Raw genomic sequence first — 17624 nt, 5'->3', positions numbered from 1 at the left:
GCTAGGAGAACTTAGACTAGTTAAATGATACTACGTAGGACGCGATACTTAAGTTAGTGCTAATGTGGGAATTGGGGCGCTAGGAGAACTTAGACTAGTTAAATGATACTACGTAGGACGCGATACTTAAGTTAGTGCTAATGTGGGAATTGGGGCGCTAGGAGAACTTAGACTAGTTAAATGATACTAAGTAGGACGCGATACTTAAGTTAGTGCTAGTGTGGGAATTGGGGTCGGTATAAGGCACTTAAACATGCTAAATTGAGATGAAGGGGAACGTTAGTGCACTATTGGAGCATTTTATCGGCTAATTTGAGTGTGAGAGGAACGTCAGTTCGCTATTTATCCAATTAGGATGTGTTTTCCCTTGTTTTCTCGGGAATAAGGCATCTACGTTCCCCATCCGTGTGAATTACGCTATTTTCGCGAAAATAGCGCATCCACGTTCCCTTGCGAATGAGCTTCGAACTACTGGAAGCTTCGATTCTGTTGTATCTACAATGGTTTCCTTAAAGGAACGAAAAAACGAACCCCTAAGGGCTCGTTAGTCTGGATCGGCTCCGGATCAGGATGGGGTTCGGGTTCGGGTTCGGGTTCGGGTTCGGGTTCGGGTTCGGGTTCGGGTTCTTTTACCAATCAACCCACTGTAGGCACACGCTGCCCTGCTTGAGTCACTTCCAGCTCCGCCTTCCGTGACTGAAAGCTCCCGATGTGAAAGGCTTGCCAACAACTGATGCCAAAGACGAGCATGGCCGTAATAAACCAACCACGAATGCCGAGATGAGCGACGATAACACCACCGAGAAGTGGGCCGGATAGGGAGCCCAAGAACATCCAGGAGTTCACCATGGCGAAGGTCTGCCCCTCCATGCCCTTGCGAACTAAGCTTCGCACCTGGGCTTGAATGTTCGGCATCATGCCCGCAACGCACAGTCCGAGCAGAAACCGACACGCAAGTATCAGCGGATAAAGATGCGTCACAGCTTGCACAACACTCAGGAGAAACGCGGTACTGGTCGCTATTTTCAGCAATAATAGAGGACCTACACGATCGGAGAGCATGCCCAGCAACGGGGAGAAAACAATAACAGCAAGGGATGTCGCTGATAAGGTAATGCCGAGCAGCCATTGATCGTTCAGAAAGGAGAACGTATGCGTGGATTGCCGTACGTAGTAAGGGATAATCGGATTCGTCCCGACTAGCGCGAAATTAATGCATAGGGCACTTAGTAGGAGCGAGGGCAGCGGCTTCATCCGCCAGATGTGCTTCCAATCGGACAGCAATGTGCTCCGTTCCGCTTTGGATACGACAGGTGCAACGGGGCCTTCTTTGACAAAGCAAAGCACGCTAACGGTCGCGAGTAAAATGCAGATGCTCATGGCCGGATACGAGCCTCGAACCGAGTAAAAGGATAGCAACGCTGAAGCGATCAGCGGTCCGATCAACGAACCGGTCTCGCCCATCATTTGCATGGTGCCAGCGGAGACGCCGACCTTGTTTTTCGCAGCGCCGATCAAGATCAGCACCATCGTGAATGGCAGGATGCCGGTGAAGCAACCTTGCGCCAATCGCAGCAGCGCCAGCTGCCAAGGCTCGGTAGCAAGTGACATGCAGGCCGTGACGAGGGTCATCCCAAATCCAGACCACAGCATGACAGGCTTACGTCCGTAGCGATCACCGATGCGTCCGAGGAAGGGCATCGCCAGCATCATGATCATGAAATTGGCGGAGAATATCGCACCTGACCATATGTAAAGGGAATCCCCACTCACATGCCCAACATCCTGAAGGAAGCTGGGCAAGAGGGGAACGAACATGCCGTGAGCGGTTGATACAAGCAATTGTACAGAGAGCAACGCTGTAAACTGCCGATTCCACGGATCCATGGAGTTAGAAAGATCCTTCGATTATGCTTTCCTTCAGCGCGCGTCGGCCGTTCGGAAGCTCTCGCTGCTGGAAGTCCTCGGCCAACGTTTCACGCGCTCCACGGTAGCCTAAGGCAATAACCGCGTGAAGCTCATAGTCCGCTGGGACTTGCAACACTTCACGTGCTATTTCTCTGTCGTACCCGCCAACAGCACGCGTAGCTAGACCTGACAAGTGCGCTTGAAAAGCAATAGACGCCCAAGCCGCGCCTGCATCAAACGCATGCGCACCGTTTAGTTCGCCATCTTGGCGAAGCTTGTGGGACAAGAGCAACAAGAGAACAGGAGCATGATCGGTCCATAAGCGATTGTTCGGCTTAATAAATGATTGAAACTTCTGTTTCTGCTCCTCCGTGTGTGCGACAACGAATCGCCACGGCTGCAAATTTGAGCTCGACGGTGCCCAGCGAGCAGCCTCAAGAATCGTATTTAGCGTCTCGTTCGTCACTTCCTTCGCTTCAAAAGCACGTGACGACCAACGATTTAGAAACAGCGAATGCACAGGATAATCCGCCTTGCGATGGGCTTCCACCTCAGGGGATAAAACAGCTTGATTACCAGTTTGTGTTGATATGGACATGTTCATCTTCCTTTCCGAATAGGTCTAGCACTTTTATTTTAAAAGCCACTGATTCAGATCAAAATCCTTCTCCGCCAGCTTCTCATCAACCAAGAATTTCTTCGTACCATCGAGCAGCTTCACACCATCATCGGTAAAATTAACATCCTTGATCGACGAAATTGGTGTAACCTTCTTGTTCAACTCCGGCGTGAACCCATTCAATTGGGATAAAAATTGATAATATTCATCCGGTTTGGATTGTAAATCCTTGAGCGCTTTCCCCCTAGCTTCATTCCACACCTTCGCGAAATCAGGGAATTTCTTCAGATAGTCCTCTGAGACAACCGTAACGCTACCTCCGATCAAATTCGGATGTTTGGAGGCATCATCAATCAATGGGAAGCCATTCTCAATTTGTTTTAAAGCAAAGATCGCACTGTTCGTCATCGCATCCACTTCGCCACGAGACAAAGCCGCTTCACCATCAGGGCGCAACATATGGATGAACTTCACATCAGGCACATTTTGTTCCTTTACAAGGCCGGCAATATAGCGGTGCATGAAGGAGCCTTTTTGAATCGCGACCGTTTTGCCTTTCAAATCAGCAACCGTGGTTGGACCGCCTTTTTTACCGATCAAATAACCTACATTATCCGTTGAGCCTTGTAAAATGGCTCTCGTCTTCGCCCCAGTCGAACGAGCAAGCAGCGCTGGCGTATCGCCCAGACTTCCAAAATCCAATCTGCCGCTGATCAACGACTCGCTTTGGTCAGGCCCATTCGGGAAAGCAACAAGTTTGACCTCGGTGATGCCATATTTTTTGAGTTCCTCTTGGATGATCCCTTTGTACAAGCCCCAACCCTCTGCTCCACCTGGGAAATTCAGCTTGTTCGTGCCAATATAGCCATAATTAATCACCGTTGGCGGTTGCACTTTAGCGGCTATGCCGCTAGTTGCAGCTGCGCTGGCACCTGCCGTTTTGGCTCCCCCGTCGGAATTACCGCACGCCGCTAAGAAAGCGACCATTGCCGCTAATACAATAATCAAATGTGTGGTACGGAAAAATCCGAATCCCCTTTTACTTTGCTTCTGTCTCTCTATCATCTTTCATTCTCCTTTCAATTTGACAACAAAGGGTACTAACTGTAATTACCCGATGGAAGTTCGCTTCGTTAATTCATAAATATAGGGATGCTCCGCGACTGGTTTGCGTCCTTTCCCCCAGCCGACTTTCTCCCGATAACCACCAAAGAATCCTTGTTCATCTAGGATGTCTTCTTTCACAAGCGTCGGTCCCTCGGCATCCGGCGCGACATAGAGCGCATCTGCTGGACAGTACAGCTCGCACATGAAGCAGGTTTGGCAGTCGCTTTGCCTAGCAATGACCGGAATACCATTTTCTACGCGATCAAATACATTCGTCGGACATACCGACACGCAGATGTTGCATTCTACGCATTTGGACTCGCTGACTAACTCAATCATGGGGTAACAGCCTCCTTGTTCACTTCTGCCTTTTGCGTCCACACCTGATCCAGCCCACCGCTAATTAAACGGTATCTTTGCGATGCATCAATGTCTGGGAAATCCTCACGTTTATGCATACCTCTGGTCTCCGTACGCTCACGAGCCGTGTTGTACATCCAACGAGCCGTAGCTGTCATAGCTGCTGCTTCACGATGACGAACGCCTGCTAAGTCCAGCGTTGTTACACGTTCGCGCAGATCCGTCCAAAGTCCATCAAGACGGTTTATCGATCCATCCAACCCTTTCTGGGTACGGAACAAATTGCGGTCATACGGCATGACCTCCTCTTGGACCGCTTGAATGGCTTCGCCCGTTTTGCTTAAAATCTGACCTGAGCCCGACTTCGTGAAGGTGGTGGTTGAGACACTTTTTAACTGACGATTGGCCGCTTTATCTCCAAGATCTTTAGCAAATGTAGCAGCACCTTCCCCTGCGAATGAACCGGACGACATCGCCCAAGCCGCATTATGACTGCCGCCGCCTGTGAAACCTCCACAGATTAGCTCACGAGTTGCTGCATCTCCAGCCGCATATAAGCCTGGGACAATGGTCGAGCATTGCTCATCAACGATGCGAATACCACCAGTTCCGCGCACCGTGCCTTCTAACCGAAGGGTGACAGGGAATTTATCTTTGAATGGATCGATACCAAGTCGATCAAAAGGCAGGAAGAAATTCGTTTGATTCACACGCAATAACGGACGAATGTCCTCTGGCGCTTGATCCAAGCTGGCATAGACCTGACGGCCTTGCAGCAAATTCCGTGCAATGATCGAGCGTCCACGTTGTGAACCTGCTCCTTCTACAATCGATCCATCCTCGTGGTAGAAGGAAGCGTAGCGGTAGTAAGCTGTTTTAGTCACAGAAGAAAATGTCGGGCAGATCGCGTACGCATTCGAGAATTCCATCCCCGAGAAATCGGCCCCAGCTTCAGCAGCCAATAAATAGCCATCCCCCGTCAGCACGTTGGTACCTAATGCTTTGCTTAAAAAAGCACATCCGCCTGTAGCAATCACCACAGCCCCTGCTCTTACCGTCCAGGTTTGGCCGCTTTGCGTTCTAACCCCTGTTGCGCCACCAACGCCATGCTCATCTGCAAGCAATTCGAGCACGGGACTGTGATCGAGGATTTGTACGCCCGCTTTTTGAACCAATTTACGCATCAGCTTCATGTATTCGGGCCCCTGCAAACCGCGCTTATAAGGATCGCCGATGTCATCCTTCGGAAACGGATACCCCAAGGAACCCAGTTTGTTCATGTTCTCATAGGTGCGATCGAGCACCCGATTCATCCAAGGAACCTCAGCTAGCTTGCCTCCCAACAAATACCGACTCTGCCTGGCTTCCTCGCGCAGCTTTTCGTCTGGCTTGATGTACCAAACACCCGTACCGGATGGCGCCGTTGCCCCGCTCGTTCCACAGTAGCCTTTATCCACGAGGATCACTTTCGAGCCATTTGTTGCAGCCGTTAAGGCCGCCCACGTTCCCGCTGGACCTCCGCCAATTACAAGCACATCCGCTGCGAGACGCAATTCGTTATCTTCCCAAACCTTTGCCATTTACATGACCTCCCCTAAAATGTAAAATGCTTGCCTGTATACCCCTCACCAGTCCTTGAAACAAAAAGAGGCATTCCTATGTAGGAACGCCTCCGTGTGTACGGTTGGACAGTTGTATGCAATTATATGCCGATAAAACCAAGTTGTTTACTATGATTAGGAACATAGTAGCACCGTATTTGAAAGCCGTCAACACTATTTTTTAAGGTCATCCTATCGTCGTGGCGGTAAAATGCGGTCAATAAATGGTGTTGTATCCAATTCTGCCAAGGTTGTTCTCCCTTTGCCCCAACCAAGCGTTTCTCGCCAGCTCCCCAGCAAATTGGCTTCGATAAGCTCCGCTTCCGTCGGAATATCCTCCAGAGGTGAATCAAATGGCGCCACATACAAGGCATCCACTGGACAATAGGCTTCACAAATAAAACAAGTCTGGCAATCTTCCTGCCTAGCGATGCTCGGAATGCCATCGATCCCTTTATCAAAAACGTTGGTTGGACACACCTTCACGCATAGCGTGCACCCTACACAGCGTTCGCTGCTGACAAATTCAATCATCGTGCAACAACCTCCTGATCCGCTGTTGCTTCTTTGCGCAGCTCAATCTCATCAATCCCCGAGACAATCAAGCGGTACTGCTGCGCAGGGTCTATGTCCGGATACTCCTGAAGCGAATGCAAACCCCGCGTCTCCTTGCGTTCGAGCGCTGCGGTGTACATCCACCTCGCCGTCGCGATCATCGCAGCGACTTCGCGCGCCCGAACCCGACCCTGCACCGCCCTCTGCACGGACGCTCCCCGCAAGCTCGCCCACAGACCGTTCAATCGCGCCAGCGATTGACGGATCACGGGCTCACTGCGGAAGTAATTGATGTCCAGCGGGAAGACCTCACGCTGAACAGCCTCTACCAAGCCCCCCGCATCAAGGATGCGCTCGGGGGCTGCGGTCTCGTCGACCAGGCCGTAGCGGCCTGCTGGTCGCAGATCTCTTGCGGCAGCGCTGCGCCCCAGCGCCAGCGCATGCTTCGCAGCTCCGGCACCGGCCCACGTGCCGGAGGAGATAGCCCAGGAGGCGTTGAACGCGCCTCCGCCTGACTTGGCACCCGTGACGCGCTCACGGGTGGCGGCATCCCCGGCGGCATAAAGGCCCGGAACCGTTGAGGCGCAGCTCTCATCGGTAAGGCGGATGCCGCCCGTCCCGCGGACGGTTCCCTCATAGCGGAGCGTAAGCGGGAACCGTTCTGTGAAGGGATCGATGCCTGCGCGATCCAGCGGTACGAAGAAAATCGCGTGCGATTTGCGCAGGATTTGCTGTTTTTCTTCCGTGTCGGCGTGGTTAAGAACCGCATAGACGGGACCTTTGCTCAGCATTTTAGGCAGAAAATCGCCAGCTCTCGGCCCTCCGCCTTGCAGCACCGTCCCATCCTCTGATGTATAAGTGGCCCAGTTCAGCAATCGGCCACGGGTCACCGTACCAAAAGCAGCACTAGGCGCATACTGGCGCGTAAATTCCATACCGGATAGCTCCGCACCAAGCTCCGTCGCCATCAGCACGCCCTCACCTGTAAGGACGTTACAACCCAAGCCTTTGCTTAGAAAAGCACAGCCTCCCGTTGCAATTACGACGGCATTCGCTCGGATTTCCCATTCGGAATCATCCAACCGCGAAATACCTCGCGCACCGCCAACCCCATGTTCATCGACGAGCAGCTCTAGGGCTGGAGACTGATCAAGAATCTTCACACCCGCACGACTGACCTGCCTTCGCATCAGCTTCATATATTCAGGTCCCTGCAAATGATCGCGCAACGGAACACCCTGCTCATCACGGCGAAATGGATAGCCCCATTTCTCCACTAACAGCAAGCTTTCATACACTTGATCGAGCACACGATGGATCCAAGCGGGCTCTGCCAAATACCCGCTTTCCTTATACCGCTGTTGGACAGCCTTCTCTCTAAGCTCTGGATCTGGAGGCAGATACAACAGATTCGTTCCTCCTGGAGCGGTAGCTCCGCTGGAGCCTAGAAATCCTTTGTCTACGAGGATGACCCTCGCCTTCTGCCTAGCTGCGCTCCAAGCTGCCCATGCTCCGGCTGGACCGCCGCCGATGACCAAGACATCGGCTTCTAATTTTGTCATTTTGCCCGAGCTCATCACAATCCCCCCTGATGTTCTGTTAACCTTGGAAGCTGTCTCGCCAGCTCAACCATCTTCTTTCCAACCAACGCACAAGCGAATCTACGAGCTTACCAATAACCGCAAAAATGATGACCCCGACGAAAATCAGCTCAGCGCTTGAATTTTGTTTGCCATAATTAATCAAGAACCCAATCCCTTCCTGCGATCCGATCAACTCCGCTACAACGAGGCCCAGCCAAGAAATCGCCACCGATAAGCGTAAGCCTAAGAGGATGCCAGGCAAGGAAGCTGGGAGAATCAAGCGGAAAATCTGTTTCGTTTTGCTAAAATTCAGCACTTGCGCGACCTCGAATAATTTGTAATCTACATTTCGAATGCCTAAGAAGGTATAGATATACATCGGAAAAAAGGCACCGCTCGCGATGATGACGATTTTGGAAACCTCACCAAACCCGAACCAAAGAATGATTAACGGCGCGATCGCCAGATGCGGGATCATGCGCAGCATTTGAAAAGATGGATCCAGCAAAACCTCCAGCTTTTGAACAAAACCAACGAAAAAGCCGAATAGCAGTCCGATGGACCCTCCAATTAGAAAGCCGATGACGGCGCGTTGCAGGGAAATCGCTAAGTGCTGGGAGAGCTCGCCCGAACCGATTAATGTGCGAAATTCTGCAGCAATTTGTAAGGGCGTAGGTAAAAAGGAAGGCGAAAACAGCCCCAAGTCTCCCGATACTTGCCAGATGACTAGCAGTAATAATGGCACAATCGAACCGATGACGAAATCGTTCACTTTCTCCCACAACCATTTGATCCGAACAAACTCTAGCTTCTGGCTCTTCGATTTCCCGATTGCCTGCGTGGCTTGACTCAGTGCTTTGACACTATTGCTCATACCTTCTCCCCCTTTAACGTTCCGTACGATTAGTGCCCTTTGTAGCTGTCTCGCCAGCTCAGCCATTTACGTTCAAGCAGCCTGACAGCGGAATCTGCTACGATACCAAAAACTGCAAATAGAATAATTCCAACGAACACAACGGGTGTTTTGGAAAATTGGCGGGCATCCGACATCATATAGCCGATTCCGGAGGTCGATCCCATTAATTCAGCCACGACAAGGCCCAGCCAGGATACGCCCAGCGATATTCGAACCCCTAATAAAATATGAGGGAGTGCTCCGGGAATCGTTAAACGGATGATTTGCTTCCATTTGCTAAACCCTAGCACGCGCGTTACATCAAACAGCTTGTTGTCCACACCGCGAATACCAAGAAAAGCATTGATATACAGCGGGAAAAAGGCCCCTTTGGCAATGAGTAGAATTTTGGCCGTTTCCCCGATACCGAACCATAGAATGAATAAAGGCGCTATCGCCAAGTGGGGTACCATGCGGAGCATTTGGACCGTAGGATCTAATGCTTTCTCCGTCTTGCGGAATAAACCAACGAGAATCCCGAAGGCAAGCCCCAACGAACCGCCAAGGATGAAGCCGAACAGCGCACGCAGCACACTAATTTTGATATTGTCATAGAGCTCACCCGTTTGAATGAGTCGAACACCTGCGCCCAAAATGCGAATCGGCGTTGGAAATAGCAAGGATGAAATCACACCTAATTGGCCTAACACTTGCCAGGCAAGTAGAACGAGTAATGGCACCAACGCACCGAGCAAAGCTCGATTTACCCGTTGTTTGAATCTCAGCTGATCAACACTTGCTAATTGTCCTTGTTGCTGGCTCATAGGTATCCCCCTTTCCTTCTTAAATGCCCGAGCTATCGATCAATTCAAGTTCTTCAATTTTCTCGAATTCACTGAGTACCTTGAGGCGCAGCTCCTGAAAAGACGTCGTCGTCTTCTTCCTAGGGATCGGCAAATCAATGGAGACAATGTTCCTTATAGCGCCGGGCCTCGGTTTAAGGATCACAACACGATTGGCCAGATAGATGGCCTCATCAATATCATGCGTGACGAAAATCATCGTCGTTTTATTTTTTTGCCAAATATCAATCAACACTTCCTGCATGTGTGTTCGCGTAAATGCGTCAAGCGCGCCGAACGGCTCGTCAAGCAGCAGCACCTTCGGATTTCGAAGCAGTGCTCTCGCAATCGCCACACGCTGGGCCATTCCGCCAGATAGCTCCCTTGGGAACGATTTTTGAAAGCCGTCTAAGCGGACAAGCTCAATCAGTTCATCCACTTTCTTTCGAACTTCGGGGTCTCTTAGCGAAAGGTCGGCGGCGATATTTTTCTCTACAGTCAACCACGGAAACAGCCTTGGCTCTTGGAAAATAAAGCCCTTGTCAATGCCTGGTCCTTGTATCACCTGACCGCCCAGTTGAACCTCCCCGGTATGCGCAACATCCAGTCCGGCGATGATCTTGAGCAGCGTGCTTTTGCCACAGCCGCTGGGACCTATGACTGTAATAAATTCCCCTTCTTTCACTTGCAGCTGAATATTGTGCAAGGCTTGAACAGACCCTTTGCTAGACTGAAAAGTTTTGTTCACATGCTCGAGTTTCAATAACGGTTGGCTCATCAGGTTCAACTCCTTTTTAAATAAAAAAAGACACTTTTCTCTCGAAAGAGAATAGCGTCTCCGTTCATACGGTGGTCACATTTCCAGATTACCACTCCACATGAAACTTCGTCAATATTATTTTCTTATATTCCTATAAGTTTTATCGGATATAGAGTTTTTGGCCATTTATTTAATTCATAGGATATCTCCCTTATACATGCATTATTTAACTAACTTCGCCTCAGCCAAAACTAAATTAATTTGATCGTTTCGATTGGACTGGAATCGTATTTCAAGGACGTTCACGTTCGTAATATCGACATCGATGGCAATCGAATCTAGACCGGCCATCACATCACTTGTAACTGATAATACCTTGCCATCACCAGTTACGGTTAACGTGCCTTTACCTTTGCTTGTACTAACAGAATCATCGATGCCAACGTATCCTGTCAGCTTCTTATATTGACCGTTTAATGAATAAGTGACGGCACCCCCGCTTTTCATTTCCCAAGGTGGAACTGTTTTGTTCAAATGCACACCTAAACCATGTCTAAATATCATGCCATGAATCTCAAAAGGATCTCCGGTAATCGTATTCCAAGCAAATTTCTCCCAATTATCTAGACTTAAGAAAGCATAGGCGTCTCCCTCTTTTGTGTCATAGACGAGTTCACTTAAATACTTCTCATTCTGCTCTAAACCACTGCTAGCAGGTGTGGGTGAAGGCGTATTTGTGGGAGCGCTACTTTTCCCAATCGAGATCGTCTCCGTAGTTCCATCCCACTTCACTTCTTTACCTAATGTTTCAGTTATAAATCGGAGTGGTACGTAGGTGCTTCCGTTATAAATGAAACCTTTGGCATCCTGAGGAGGTGCCTTCTTAACCCCATCAAACAAATACGTTATGTTTTTGAAATACACTTCAATTTTGGAGCTACCTGCTGCATAGACAACTGTTCCTGACAATAAAAGGCAAATCAAAAATCCCCCAATAAAACCTTGTACGTATCTTCTCATTCGAATTCCCCTTGCTTTCTTTTTTCTAGTATGTTGTCTCTATTAAGAAACGATATCTTTCCGTATTCTACATGAAGAGGCGCCTTGTATTTGTTGTATTTTGTCGATAAAAGTTAGAGATCACTTAAGATTCTATAAAGTTTTACATTTTTTTTACAATATAAACAATAAAAAACCCACTACACATTTCGTAGTAGGCGTTACTTTGATTAATGCCCCCTATGCTCCTCCCGGATTCCCTCCATGGGATTCCCTACTAAACACTGCTCAAACATATCAATAATCGTTAAGAAGCGCTCCGCCTCACGGAACACGTGATCAGCCAGCAAGGGATGGATAATGCTCTTGATTTTGCAAGCCTCGATTAACTCTCGCGCTGTCTTTTTGAAATCACGGAGAGCCACGACAGAGACACGATTCTGGTCTAGGAACTGGTCCAAGAGCGGATCGGTTTGGGATTGAGGCCTCATCCCGCTTAAATCAATGGCTTGGAAGAGGAGTTGGTCAAAATCATGACTAAAATTCCGCGCTTGTTCCACGAGCTGACGTTCCGATGGATCCAGAAGATGACCGATAAACTTGGCGTGATCCGCCATGATACGTAAAAAGAACACATTTTCATCAATAATCGCGTCGGGTAACGGTTCTAATCTTCCTGTATTTAATTCGTGTAGTCGGTTTCGGAAATAATTCGCCTCTCGACTGGTATGGTCGACTAACAGCGGAAAGTTGTTACCGCCAGGCAGCTTGCATTGGATGATGAGTCCGAGAACCTTTCTTTTGAACGCCCAAATATGTGCGACCGCCGAAGACACTTCCGTATTGAATCGTCTAATTTGTTCAGGGTCTGTCAGCTCTGTATACGAATGGGATCGACCCTCGATATGCTCAAATATATGATAATAATGATCCGCTTCTTGAATCAGCTGCGTGTCCTCACATCGAAAACCCAATTTGAGAAATAAGGAATGTTCTTTCATAATACGTGACCAGAACCTGACCTCATCTAATGAACGCATCACAAACTCATTCGACAATTCGGGCACTCTCCTCACCATGATGTTCTCCTATCCCATGTATAATGAGTTGTGCCTGTCTATATGCCATAGGATGTGAAAATAGGACAACTAGTGCAGGTTTTTACTACTTTCTGCTACGATTTCCGCAGCAGCCTGAACTGCTCCGGCGTTATCCCTTCGGAGAAGATGGTTCTATGGTTGTGGGGAAGGTCACGCTCGCACCTTATGGGGTGTTGGTGATTAGGAGGAAATAGAGGGAAAGCCTGCGTCCTGTTGAGGATTCAGGCTTTTTGTTGTTTTATGAAGGCTGGTTACATGCGGTATGAATATACCGGAGTAGTTCAACTAAGTCTTGAAGACGTGTCGTTTGGGAGGCGTATATTGATGAGAATGGCTGCCGGCGTTTGATTGCAATGGCCTCTCTAACCAAAGGATGCCAACGTTCAGGGAGGATCGTGAGACCATATTCACCGGCTCCAATTTTGCTGGTGATGTCCTGTTCGTTTAGCGTGTAAAGTTGCCTTAGCATACCTAACGTGCACCATTCTACGGCTTCGTTCAAATGTTCTTCGCCCATGGTGTTGTGTGAGGAAATCGTCACTGTATTAGTCTCTAGTCGATTGATCCAGCTTGCCCAATAGGTGTTCAAATTGCCCAGAACGTAAGTTAACAATTCGTTTATTGAAGCGTTGTAGGTGAAGGGGGCGTCCTCCCCATAGACACAAATTCCGTACTTTCGCAGCACTTGCATGGTAACTGGATTAATATCCGCTCCTGTACCATTCGTATTGATTTGTTGATTGTAATACGTGGTGTAGATTGGGATTGCTGTGTAGGATTTATCAAGATCCTCTCTGCGAATATACGAACCCATGATGTCCGTGCCCGGCATTGCAAGCTCCACCTCTGCATGCGCTTGAGCAATGCCATCTATTTCTGATGAACTGAGGGGCCGTCTGACCAGAGCTATAAAATCAATGTCGCTTGAGCCCTCGATGTAGGCACCGAGTGCAGTCGAGCCGTAGACATAAACGGACTCTAAGTTGTCGCCTAAATGAGTATGCAAAGAGTTGCATAGCTTTTGCATGGTTACGGCCACGGTGATGGGTAGCATGGGGGGCCTCCTTTGTGTCTTCTATTTATTTCTAGTCTTTGATGAATATACGTTATTCCAAAGCCAAATCACACCTTTTTCACCCACTCAGCAGTTATCCCTTACCAATTTGTCCAGTGGACATATACTTAAGAGAAAACACCTATGGGGAGGATCTGCGTGGCTATGAAATCAGACCGTCTCACAATTATTATAGAAAAAGGGAAAAAGCGCATTATTACGCAATCGCCGATTCATGGCATTGATAGACTGGTTTTCGTCGTAAACCATCAATTTACGAATGCCCCTAACACAACGCAACTCGCAAGTGGTGCAGGCAGGAGCAGTGCCGCTGGCAGCAACGCCGCTATTAAATCGCCGAATAGTCAACAACAGCAAAGCGTTGGAGCAGGCGGCAAAGCTAAGAACAAAATAGCAAAGGCCGCCAAAGGCAGATATTATGATAGCAAAAGCCTATCCGAAATACGTCGTAAGGGCAAAGAAATCATCGTTGTCATTAATGATCAAGTTGTTAAGCTCCCTAAGCGCGCAGCTAACGCTTCAGCCACCCAAGTGGCAAGCGGTGCTGGAAAGTACAGCACGAGTGGGACTAACTCTGCCATCGAAAGCCCTGGAACCAAGCAACAACACGCTGTCGGTGGGAACGGAAAGGCTTCGAATACGTTGGCTAGTAAACGTAAGAAGAAAAAGAAGTAGCATCTGTGTGAATGGAAAATTGCCCAAAACTCCAAAAAACAAACCATACACCACGTTCAAACCGAAGTGCATGCCTGTGCTAGCCCAGATGGTGTTCGTTCTGTAATAAGTGGCCATCCTTTTGGGGATGGCTTTTTGTGAGTGTTAGCTCACTTCAAGCTTCATGCAGTATCGCTAATCAAGGAACCAAATTCAAATTACATATTGATCCATTGAGAAGGCTGCCGGAACATACTTCCCTAATTTTCAAACATTCAACCTCAAAACCTATCCCATGCCAGATAAAGGCATAAGCCCGCAACAACATAAAAAGCACCAGAAACCCTTATATTCCTCCGCAATTTGATAGCATATGTACAAAAAAAGATTGCCGCAGCCAATTTAGCAACACTTTGATAATAGCCTTCGTTCGCAAAGTCTGAACTACTAAAAACAATCGAGAAAACCAACGTTGATAGAACAAGTATTTTAAACCAAAGAGGCTCTTTTAAGAATTGCTTATACATAAATTTGAACCGCTGCATGATAGCAAAACTCCTTCCTAGGATTGACTCATTCTTGGCATTGAAATGCTGCTCACTTTCCTAATTATGCCATTTGACCGTTAGAGAAATCTACAATTAAATTGCAATGCAAAAAGGAGCCGCCGCGATGAACTGCACTCCCATTGTTAGACATAACTAACAATGGGAGGTGCAGTTCACAAAGCAAGCTCCTTTTTCATTAAAAAGCAGGCGATTTCTTCCACTCATCATCATGATGAGAATTTAAAATGAAATTCCTCAATAAACCATAACCTGCCGCGTCTCTCACCTATTCGTTGGTTTCCCATTCATTCGTTTCACCAACGATCAACAGATCGATATCTCGGCTCCCGAGATATTTGCAATCAGCATGCTTTCGATGCCTAGCTTACTTTTCAAGATCAATATTGTTACCTGCTTTATCTAGGAATACAATCCATAAACTTTTCGAGTGAGCCATCAAATGGGAATTCCTTTTTTCTAACCCTATCTTTTAGACTATTTAACTCTTGTTCCGCTCGTTGAATCAGATCCTCGGGATAAGCAAATTTGATGGCATTAGTCGCAAATTCATCTTCATCAACAACCTTCCACACACCATCTCTCTGCACATAATCTAGATCTAAATCTACAAAAGAAACCGTATTCCCCCTCATCACCGCAGGCTGATTGATATTGCAATAAAATTGTTCGAATTTACCGTCAACAACATCAGCGCTTACCGTAAACCACGAATCAAAGGAGAAAAATTCAATGGTCCAATTCTCAACCGTAAAAACATTTTGTTTCGTATAATGGTGCAATTTCCGTCCGTGTTCACCCAAAACAACAATATGTGAATCCGTCTTTTCTAATAAGGTCGTGTTCCATTCGTAATGTAGGCGATTTCCATATTTCAAAGCCTGAATTGTGATTTGATTTTCCATTGTTTCATCCTTTTAAGTTTCGATCAGTGACTTGATTTCCTCCAATACCTCGTCAGGCAGCGGTTCATTCATCACTATTTTAATAATTTCGGGATTAGCTCCGACTTCCTTCAAATAAGCAAGCAATACTGCTGCTTTCTCCATCCTTTTCATTAGCGCATAAGCAACATACCAGACTTCAGGACTGCCAACTTGAATGCCGTTCCAAATGGAACATGAGATGGAAGGGAGCCTACATAGGCCTTTATGGGTATAGATCGAGAGTCCCCCGATGATTTCGACTTGAGGTCCAGCGCTATGAACGACTAGCTTATAATTGGTTCCAAAAGGGTACTCACCACTTGTTATTTCTTCGATTTGCTCGTGCTGTAAAGCATTCATCACGCGATCTTTCGGGACTTCCACCATGACATCCCAGTCACCCACCGTGTTTGTTAACCCCAAGCTAAGCATTAAACCACTTCCACCCAAAGAGTAGCTAATGCTGGATTGATCCAATTTTTCAATTACACTTGTTACATTTCTAATATCTGGCATCACCCTTGGGTCCTCCCGCTTCAAGTAACGGTTAGCTCACGCTAGAAAACTTGAAATTTGCATATTATGATGCTCATCATGTTCAATAAATTCTTGTTTCAACATACGAATCAATTCTATTCTATCACGATTGAAGGAATTCACTTGGATTAGATAAAGAGCCCCATTTCTAAGATGCGCGATAATCTCCGCTATTTAGCCTAAGGCTATTTTATTTCAACATTTCTCTTCTGTTCCTTCCAGAAACCATCCCACTTGCTTAATGTGTCCTGAATGGTTGCCTTCCCTAACAGCATAGCTTGTCCAGATTCCATTGCTACCTTGTCCCAGTTACTGTTCCCAGGATATTGAAACGGCGGTTTGAATATGAGATAAGTTTCCGGCTTGAGTGTCATGTCGAGCAATGTTTTATAAGGACCTGTTTGAAAAAAAGCATCAGATGCTGCGGATGTGTGAATCGGGATTAAGCCGTATTTTTTGGATAATTCCATGTTTTGCTTCGCGTCGGAAAGAAAGGCGATCAGCTTCCATGCTTCCGCCTTATGTTTGGAATAAGAGGCGATTCCCCAGCCAGCCCCACCAACCTTCACTAAAGCTTTACCATTTGGCCCTGTTGGTAATGGCGCTGTCGTCCACGTTCCAGGCTGCATTTTGTCTTGTATGGTTTGAATCACATCCGGATCCTGCAGCAATATCCCTGTCACACCTGAGATGAAAGCCTCTACCTGTTCTTGGAATCCCCAGTAAATGGAGTCAGGCGGCGAAACTTCCTTATACAGGTTCAGATACAATTCCAACGCTTTCACCGCTTCAGGAGAGGCGTAGATTGTCGACCCGTCTTTCAAAAATTCACCGTCTTCCAGATTAACGTGATCACCATTATAAGCGAGTATCAATGTATCCGAGTTTGAAATGGACCCCTTAGCTCCACGAAAGGAAAAGCCATACCGATTCTTGGCAGGGTCTGTCAGTTTTTTACCCGTTTCATAAATCTCTTCCCAAGATGAAGGCGGCTTAAGACCTGCAGCTTCAAACCAATCCTTTCTGTAAAACATTTGCCGTTGGTACAAACCGTTAGCTATAAAGTAAGTCTTACCGCCGACAACAGAAATCGATTTGGCTGCTTTAGACATGGTGTTCATTTGATCCCAAGAAGCCGTGTACTCGTTTAATGGGTCAATATATTCTTGGTCCGCCAGATCAGCGACATTAATATCTCTGACCTCCAAAACATCGAGCTCTTGCTTCACATTCAGCATCGTTTTTATGGCAATATCGGCCTGCGTAAAAGGAGGTGAAATTAGCTCCACATGGATATTGGGGTTTTGGCTCTCAAATTGAGCAATCAAGCCTTTTAAAATAACGGTCCGATTCGGATTCGTTAAGCTCTCGATCATACGCAGCGTAACTTTGTTGTTATTGGCTGGCGATGAGGTTGAAGTTGCCGCTTGGTGTTCCTGGCTTGAACACCCCATCACGCATACAACAAGCACAATCAAATTTATGAATATCCAATTCTTCCTTTCTCGTTGTCTAATCCTCATCATGGTGTCCCCCT

18 protein-coding genes are annotated in these 17624 nt (G+C 47.5%); 1 reads left to right on the top strand and 17 read right to left on the bottom strand.

From position 1 onward, the window contains the following. Nucleotides 1–636 precede the first annotated feature (636 nt). From AC58P7_RS22065 to AC58P7_RS22005, 13 genes are all read right to left on the bottom strand, one after another. A complete protein-coding gene (locus AC58P7_RS22065; protein WP_497346674.1) occupies nt 637–1887 on the bottom strand; it encodes an MFS transporter in 1251 nt (416 codons plus the stop codon). 4 nt (nt 1888–1891) lie between these two features. Beyond that, nucleotides 1892–2506 carry a nitroreductase family protein gene (locus AC58P7_RS22060; RefSeq protein WP_497346672.1) on the bottom strand — a complete coding sequence of 205 codons (615 nt, stop codon included), beginning with the start codon at nt 2504–2506 and terminating at the stop codon, nt 1892–1894. 33 nt (nt 2507–2539) lie between these two features. Further along, a complete protein-coding gene (locus AC58P7_RS22055) occupies nt 2540–3592 on the bottom strand; it encodes an ABC transporter substrate-binding protein (RefSeq protein WP_497346670.1) in 1053 nt (350 codons plus the stop codon). A gap of 45 nt (nt 3593–3637) precedes the next feature. Beyond that, nucleotides 3638–3973: a 4Fe-4S binding protein gene (locus AC58P7_RS22050; protein ID WP_497346668.1), complete on the bottom strand. Its 336-nt coding sequence runs from the start codon at nt 3971–3973 to the stop codon at nt 3638–3640. Beyond that, entirely contained in the window at nt 3970–5574 is a 1605-nt protein-coding gene (locus AC58P7_RS22045; RefSeq protein WP_497346666.1) for an FAD-dependent oxidoreductase, read from the bottom strand. The genes AC58P7_RS22050 and AC58P7_RS22045 overlap by 4 nt, the downstream gene beginning before the upstream one ends. Nucleotides 5575–5787: 213 nt before the next feature. Then, entirely contained in the window at nt 5788–6129 is a 342-nt protein-coding gene (locus AC58P7_RS22040; RefSeq protein ID WP_497346664.1) for a 4Fe-4S binding protein, read from the bottom strand. Continuing rightward, nucleotides 6126–7712, bottom strand: a complete 1587-nt coding sequence (locus AC58P7_RS22035) for an FAD-dependent oxidoreductase (RefSeq protein ID WP_497346662.1) — start codon at nt 7710–7712, stop codon at nt 6126–6128. The genes AC58P7_RS22040 and AC58P7_RS22035 overlap by 4 nt, the downstream gene beginning before the upstream one ends. A 37-nt stretch (nt 7713–7749) precedes the next feature. Next, complete coding sequence (locus AC58P7_RS22030) at nt 7750–8607, bottom strand: ABC transporter permease (RefSeq protein WP_497346660.1); 858 nt, start codon at nt 8605–8607, stop codon at nt 7750–7752. Nucleotides 8608–8636: 29 nt separating this feature from the next. Further along, a complete protein-coding gene (locus AC58P7_RS22025) occupies nt 8637–9452 on the bottom strand; it encodes an ABC transporter permease (protein WP_497346658.1) in 816 nt (271 codons plus the stop codon). Between the two features lie 19 nt (nt 9453–9471). Next, complete coding sequence (locus AC58P7_RS22020; RefSeq protein WP_497346656.1) at nt 9472–10248, bottom strand: ABC transporter ATP-binding protein; 777 nt, start codon at nt 10246–10248, stop codon at nt 9472–9474. 204 nt (nt 10249–10452) lie between these two features. After that, nucleotides 10453–11250, bottom strand: a complete 798-nt coding sequence (locus AC58P7_RS22015) for an NPCBM/NEW2 domain-containing protein (protein WP_497346654.1) — start codon at nt 11248–11250, stop codon at nt 10453–10455. A 209-nt stretch (nt 11251–11459) separates the two neighbouring features. After that, a complete protein-coding gene (locus AC58P7_RS22010) occupies nt 11460–12308 on the bottom strand; it encodes a DUF2935 domain-containing protein (protein WP_497346652.1) in 849 nt (282 codons plus the stop codon). A 259-nt stretch (nt 12309–12567) separates the two neighbouring features. Continuing rightward, complete coding sequence (locus AC58P7_RS22005) at nt 12568–13383, bottom strand: aminoglycoside adenylyltransferase domain-containing protein (RefSeq protein ID WP_497346650.1); 816 nt, start codon at nt 13381–13383, stop codon at nt 12568–12570. Nucleotides 13384–13548: 165 nt separating this feature from the next. Between AC58P7_RS22005 and AC58P7_RS22000 the strand changes: the two genes are divergently transcribed. Continuing rightward, nucleotides 13549–14079 (top strand): hypothetical protein, encoded by a 531-nt coding sequence (locus AC58P7_RS22000; protein WP_497346685.1) that lies wholly within the window; start codon nt 13549–13551, stop codon nt 14077–14079. A 260-nt stretch (nt 14080–14339) separates the two neighbouring features. Here AC58P7_RS22000 and AC58P7_RS21995 read toward each other — a convergent pair whose 3' ends face one another. From AC58P7_RS21995 to AC58P7_RS21980, 4 genes are all read right to left on the bottom strand, one after another. After that, entirely contained in the window at nt 14340–14603 is a 264-nt protein-coding gene (locus tag AC58P7_RS21995; RefSeq protein WP_497346648.1) for a hypothetical protein, read from the bottom strand. 419 nt (nt 14604–15022) lie between these two features. Next, the gene (locus AC58P7_RS21990) at nt 15023–15529 is read right to left on the bottom strand and encodes a DUF402 domain-containing protein (protein ID WP_497346646.1); all 507 of its coding nucleotides are present in this window, start codon (nt 15527–15529) and stop codon (nt 15023–15025) included. Between the two features lie 12 nt (nt 15530–15541). Further along, a complete protein-coding gene (locus AC58P7_RS21985) occupies nt 15542–16066 on the bottom strand; it encodes a hypothetical protein (protein ID WP_497346644.1) in 525 nt (174 codons plus the stop codon). A 206-nt stretch (nt 16067–16272) separates the two neighbouring features. Then, nucleotides 16273–17610 carry an ABC transporter substrate-binding protein gene (locus AC58P7_RS21980; RefSeq protein WP_497346642.1) on the bottom strand — a complete coding sequence of 446 codons (1338 nt, stop codon included), beginning with the start codon at nt 17608–17610 and terminating at the stop codon, nt 16273–16275. Nucleotides 17611–17624 lie beyond the last annotated feature (14 nt).

The sequence above is a fragment of the Paenibacillus sp. J22FR5 genome (assembly GCF_059691975.1).
This window is presented reverse-complemented; position numbering and strand designations above follow the sequence as displayed.

Bases quoted from the DNA above. Each gene is read 5' to 3' on its own strand.
- AC58P7_RS22065 (WP_497346674.1), bottom strand. From the start codon at position 1,887: ATGGATCCGTGGAATCGGCAGTTTACAGCGTTGCTCTCTGTACAATTG.
- AC58P7_RS22060 (WP_497346672.1), bottom strand. From the start codon at position 2,506: ATGTCCATATCAACACAAACTGGTAATCAAGCTGTTTTATCCCCTGAG.
- AC58P7_RS22055 (WP_497346670.1), bottom strand. From the start codon at position 3,592: ATGATAGAGAGACAGAAGCAAAGTAAAAGGGGATTCGGATTTTTCCGT.
- AC58P7_RS22050 (WP_497346668.1), bottom strand. From the start codon at position 3,973: ATGATTGAGTTAGTCAGCGAGTCCAAATGCGTAGAATGCAACATCTGC.
- AC58P7_RS22045 (WP_497346666.1), bottom strand. From the start codon at position 5,574: ATGGCAAAGGTTTGGGAAGATAACGAATTGCGTCTCGCAGCGGATGTG.
- AC58P7_RS22040 (WP_497346664.1), bottom strand. From the start codon at position 6,129: ATGATTGAATTTGTCAGCAGCGAACGCTGTGTAGGGTGCACGCTATGC.
- AC58P7_RS22035 (WP_497346662.1), bottom strand. From the start codon at position 7,712: ATGACAAAATTAGAAGCCGATGTCTTGGTCATCGGCGGCGGTCCAGCC.
- AC58P7_RS22030 (WP_497346660.1), bottom strand. From the start codon at position 8,607: ATGAGCAATAGTGTCAAAGCACTGAGTCAAGCCACGCAGGCAATCGGG.
- AC58P7_RS22025 (WP_497346658.1), bottom strand. From the start codon at position 9,452: ATGAGCCAGCAACAAGGACAATTAGCAAGTGTTGATCAGCTGAGATTC.
- AC58P7_RS22020 (WP_497346656.1), bottom strand. From the start codon at position 10,248: ATGAGCCAACCGTTATTGAAACTCGAGCATGTGAACAAAACTTTTCAG.
- AC58P7_RS22015 (WP_497346654.1), bottom strand. From the start codon at position 11,250: ATGAGAAGATACGTACAAGGTTTTATTGGGGGATTTTTGATTTGCCTT.
- AC58P7_RS22010 (WP_497346652.1), bottom strand. From the start codon at position 12,308: ATGGTGAGGAGAGTGCCCGAATTGTCGAATGAGTTTGTGATGCGTTCA.
- AC58P7_RS22005 (WP_497346650.1), bottom strand. From the start codon at position 13,383: ATGCTACCCATCACCGTGGCCGTAACCATGCAAAAGCTATGCAACTCT.
- AC58P7_RS22000 (WP_497346685.1), top strand. From the start codon at position 13,549: ATGAAATCAGACCGTCTCACAATTATTATAGAAAAAGGGAAAAAGCGC.
- AC58P7_RS21995 (WP_497346648.1), bottom strand. From the start codon at position 14,603: ATGCAGCGGTTCAAATTTATGTATAAGCAATTCTTAAAAGAGCCTCTT.
- AC58P7_RS21990 (WP_497346646.1), bottom strand. From the start codon at position 15,529: ATGGAAAATCAAATCACAATTCAGGCTTTGAAATATGGAAATCGCCTA.
- AC58P7_RS21985 (WP_497346644.1), bottom strand. From the start codon at position 16,066: ATGCCAGATATTAGAAATGTAACAAGTGTAATTGAAAAATTGGATCAA.
- AC58P7_RS21980 (WP_497346642.1), bottom strand. From the start codon at position 17,610: ATGAGGATTAGACAACGAGAAAGGAAGAATTGGATATTCATAAATTTG.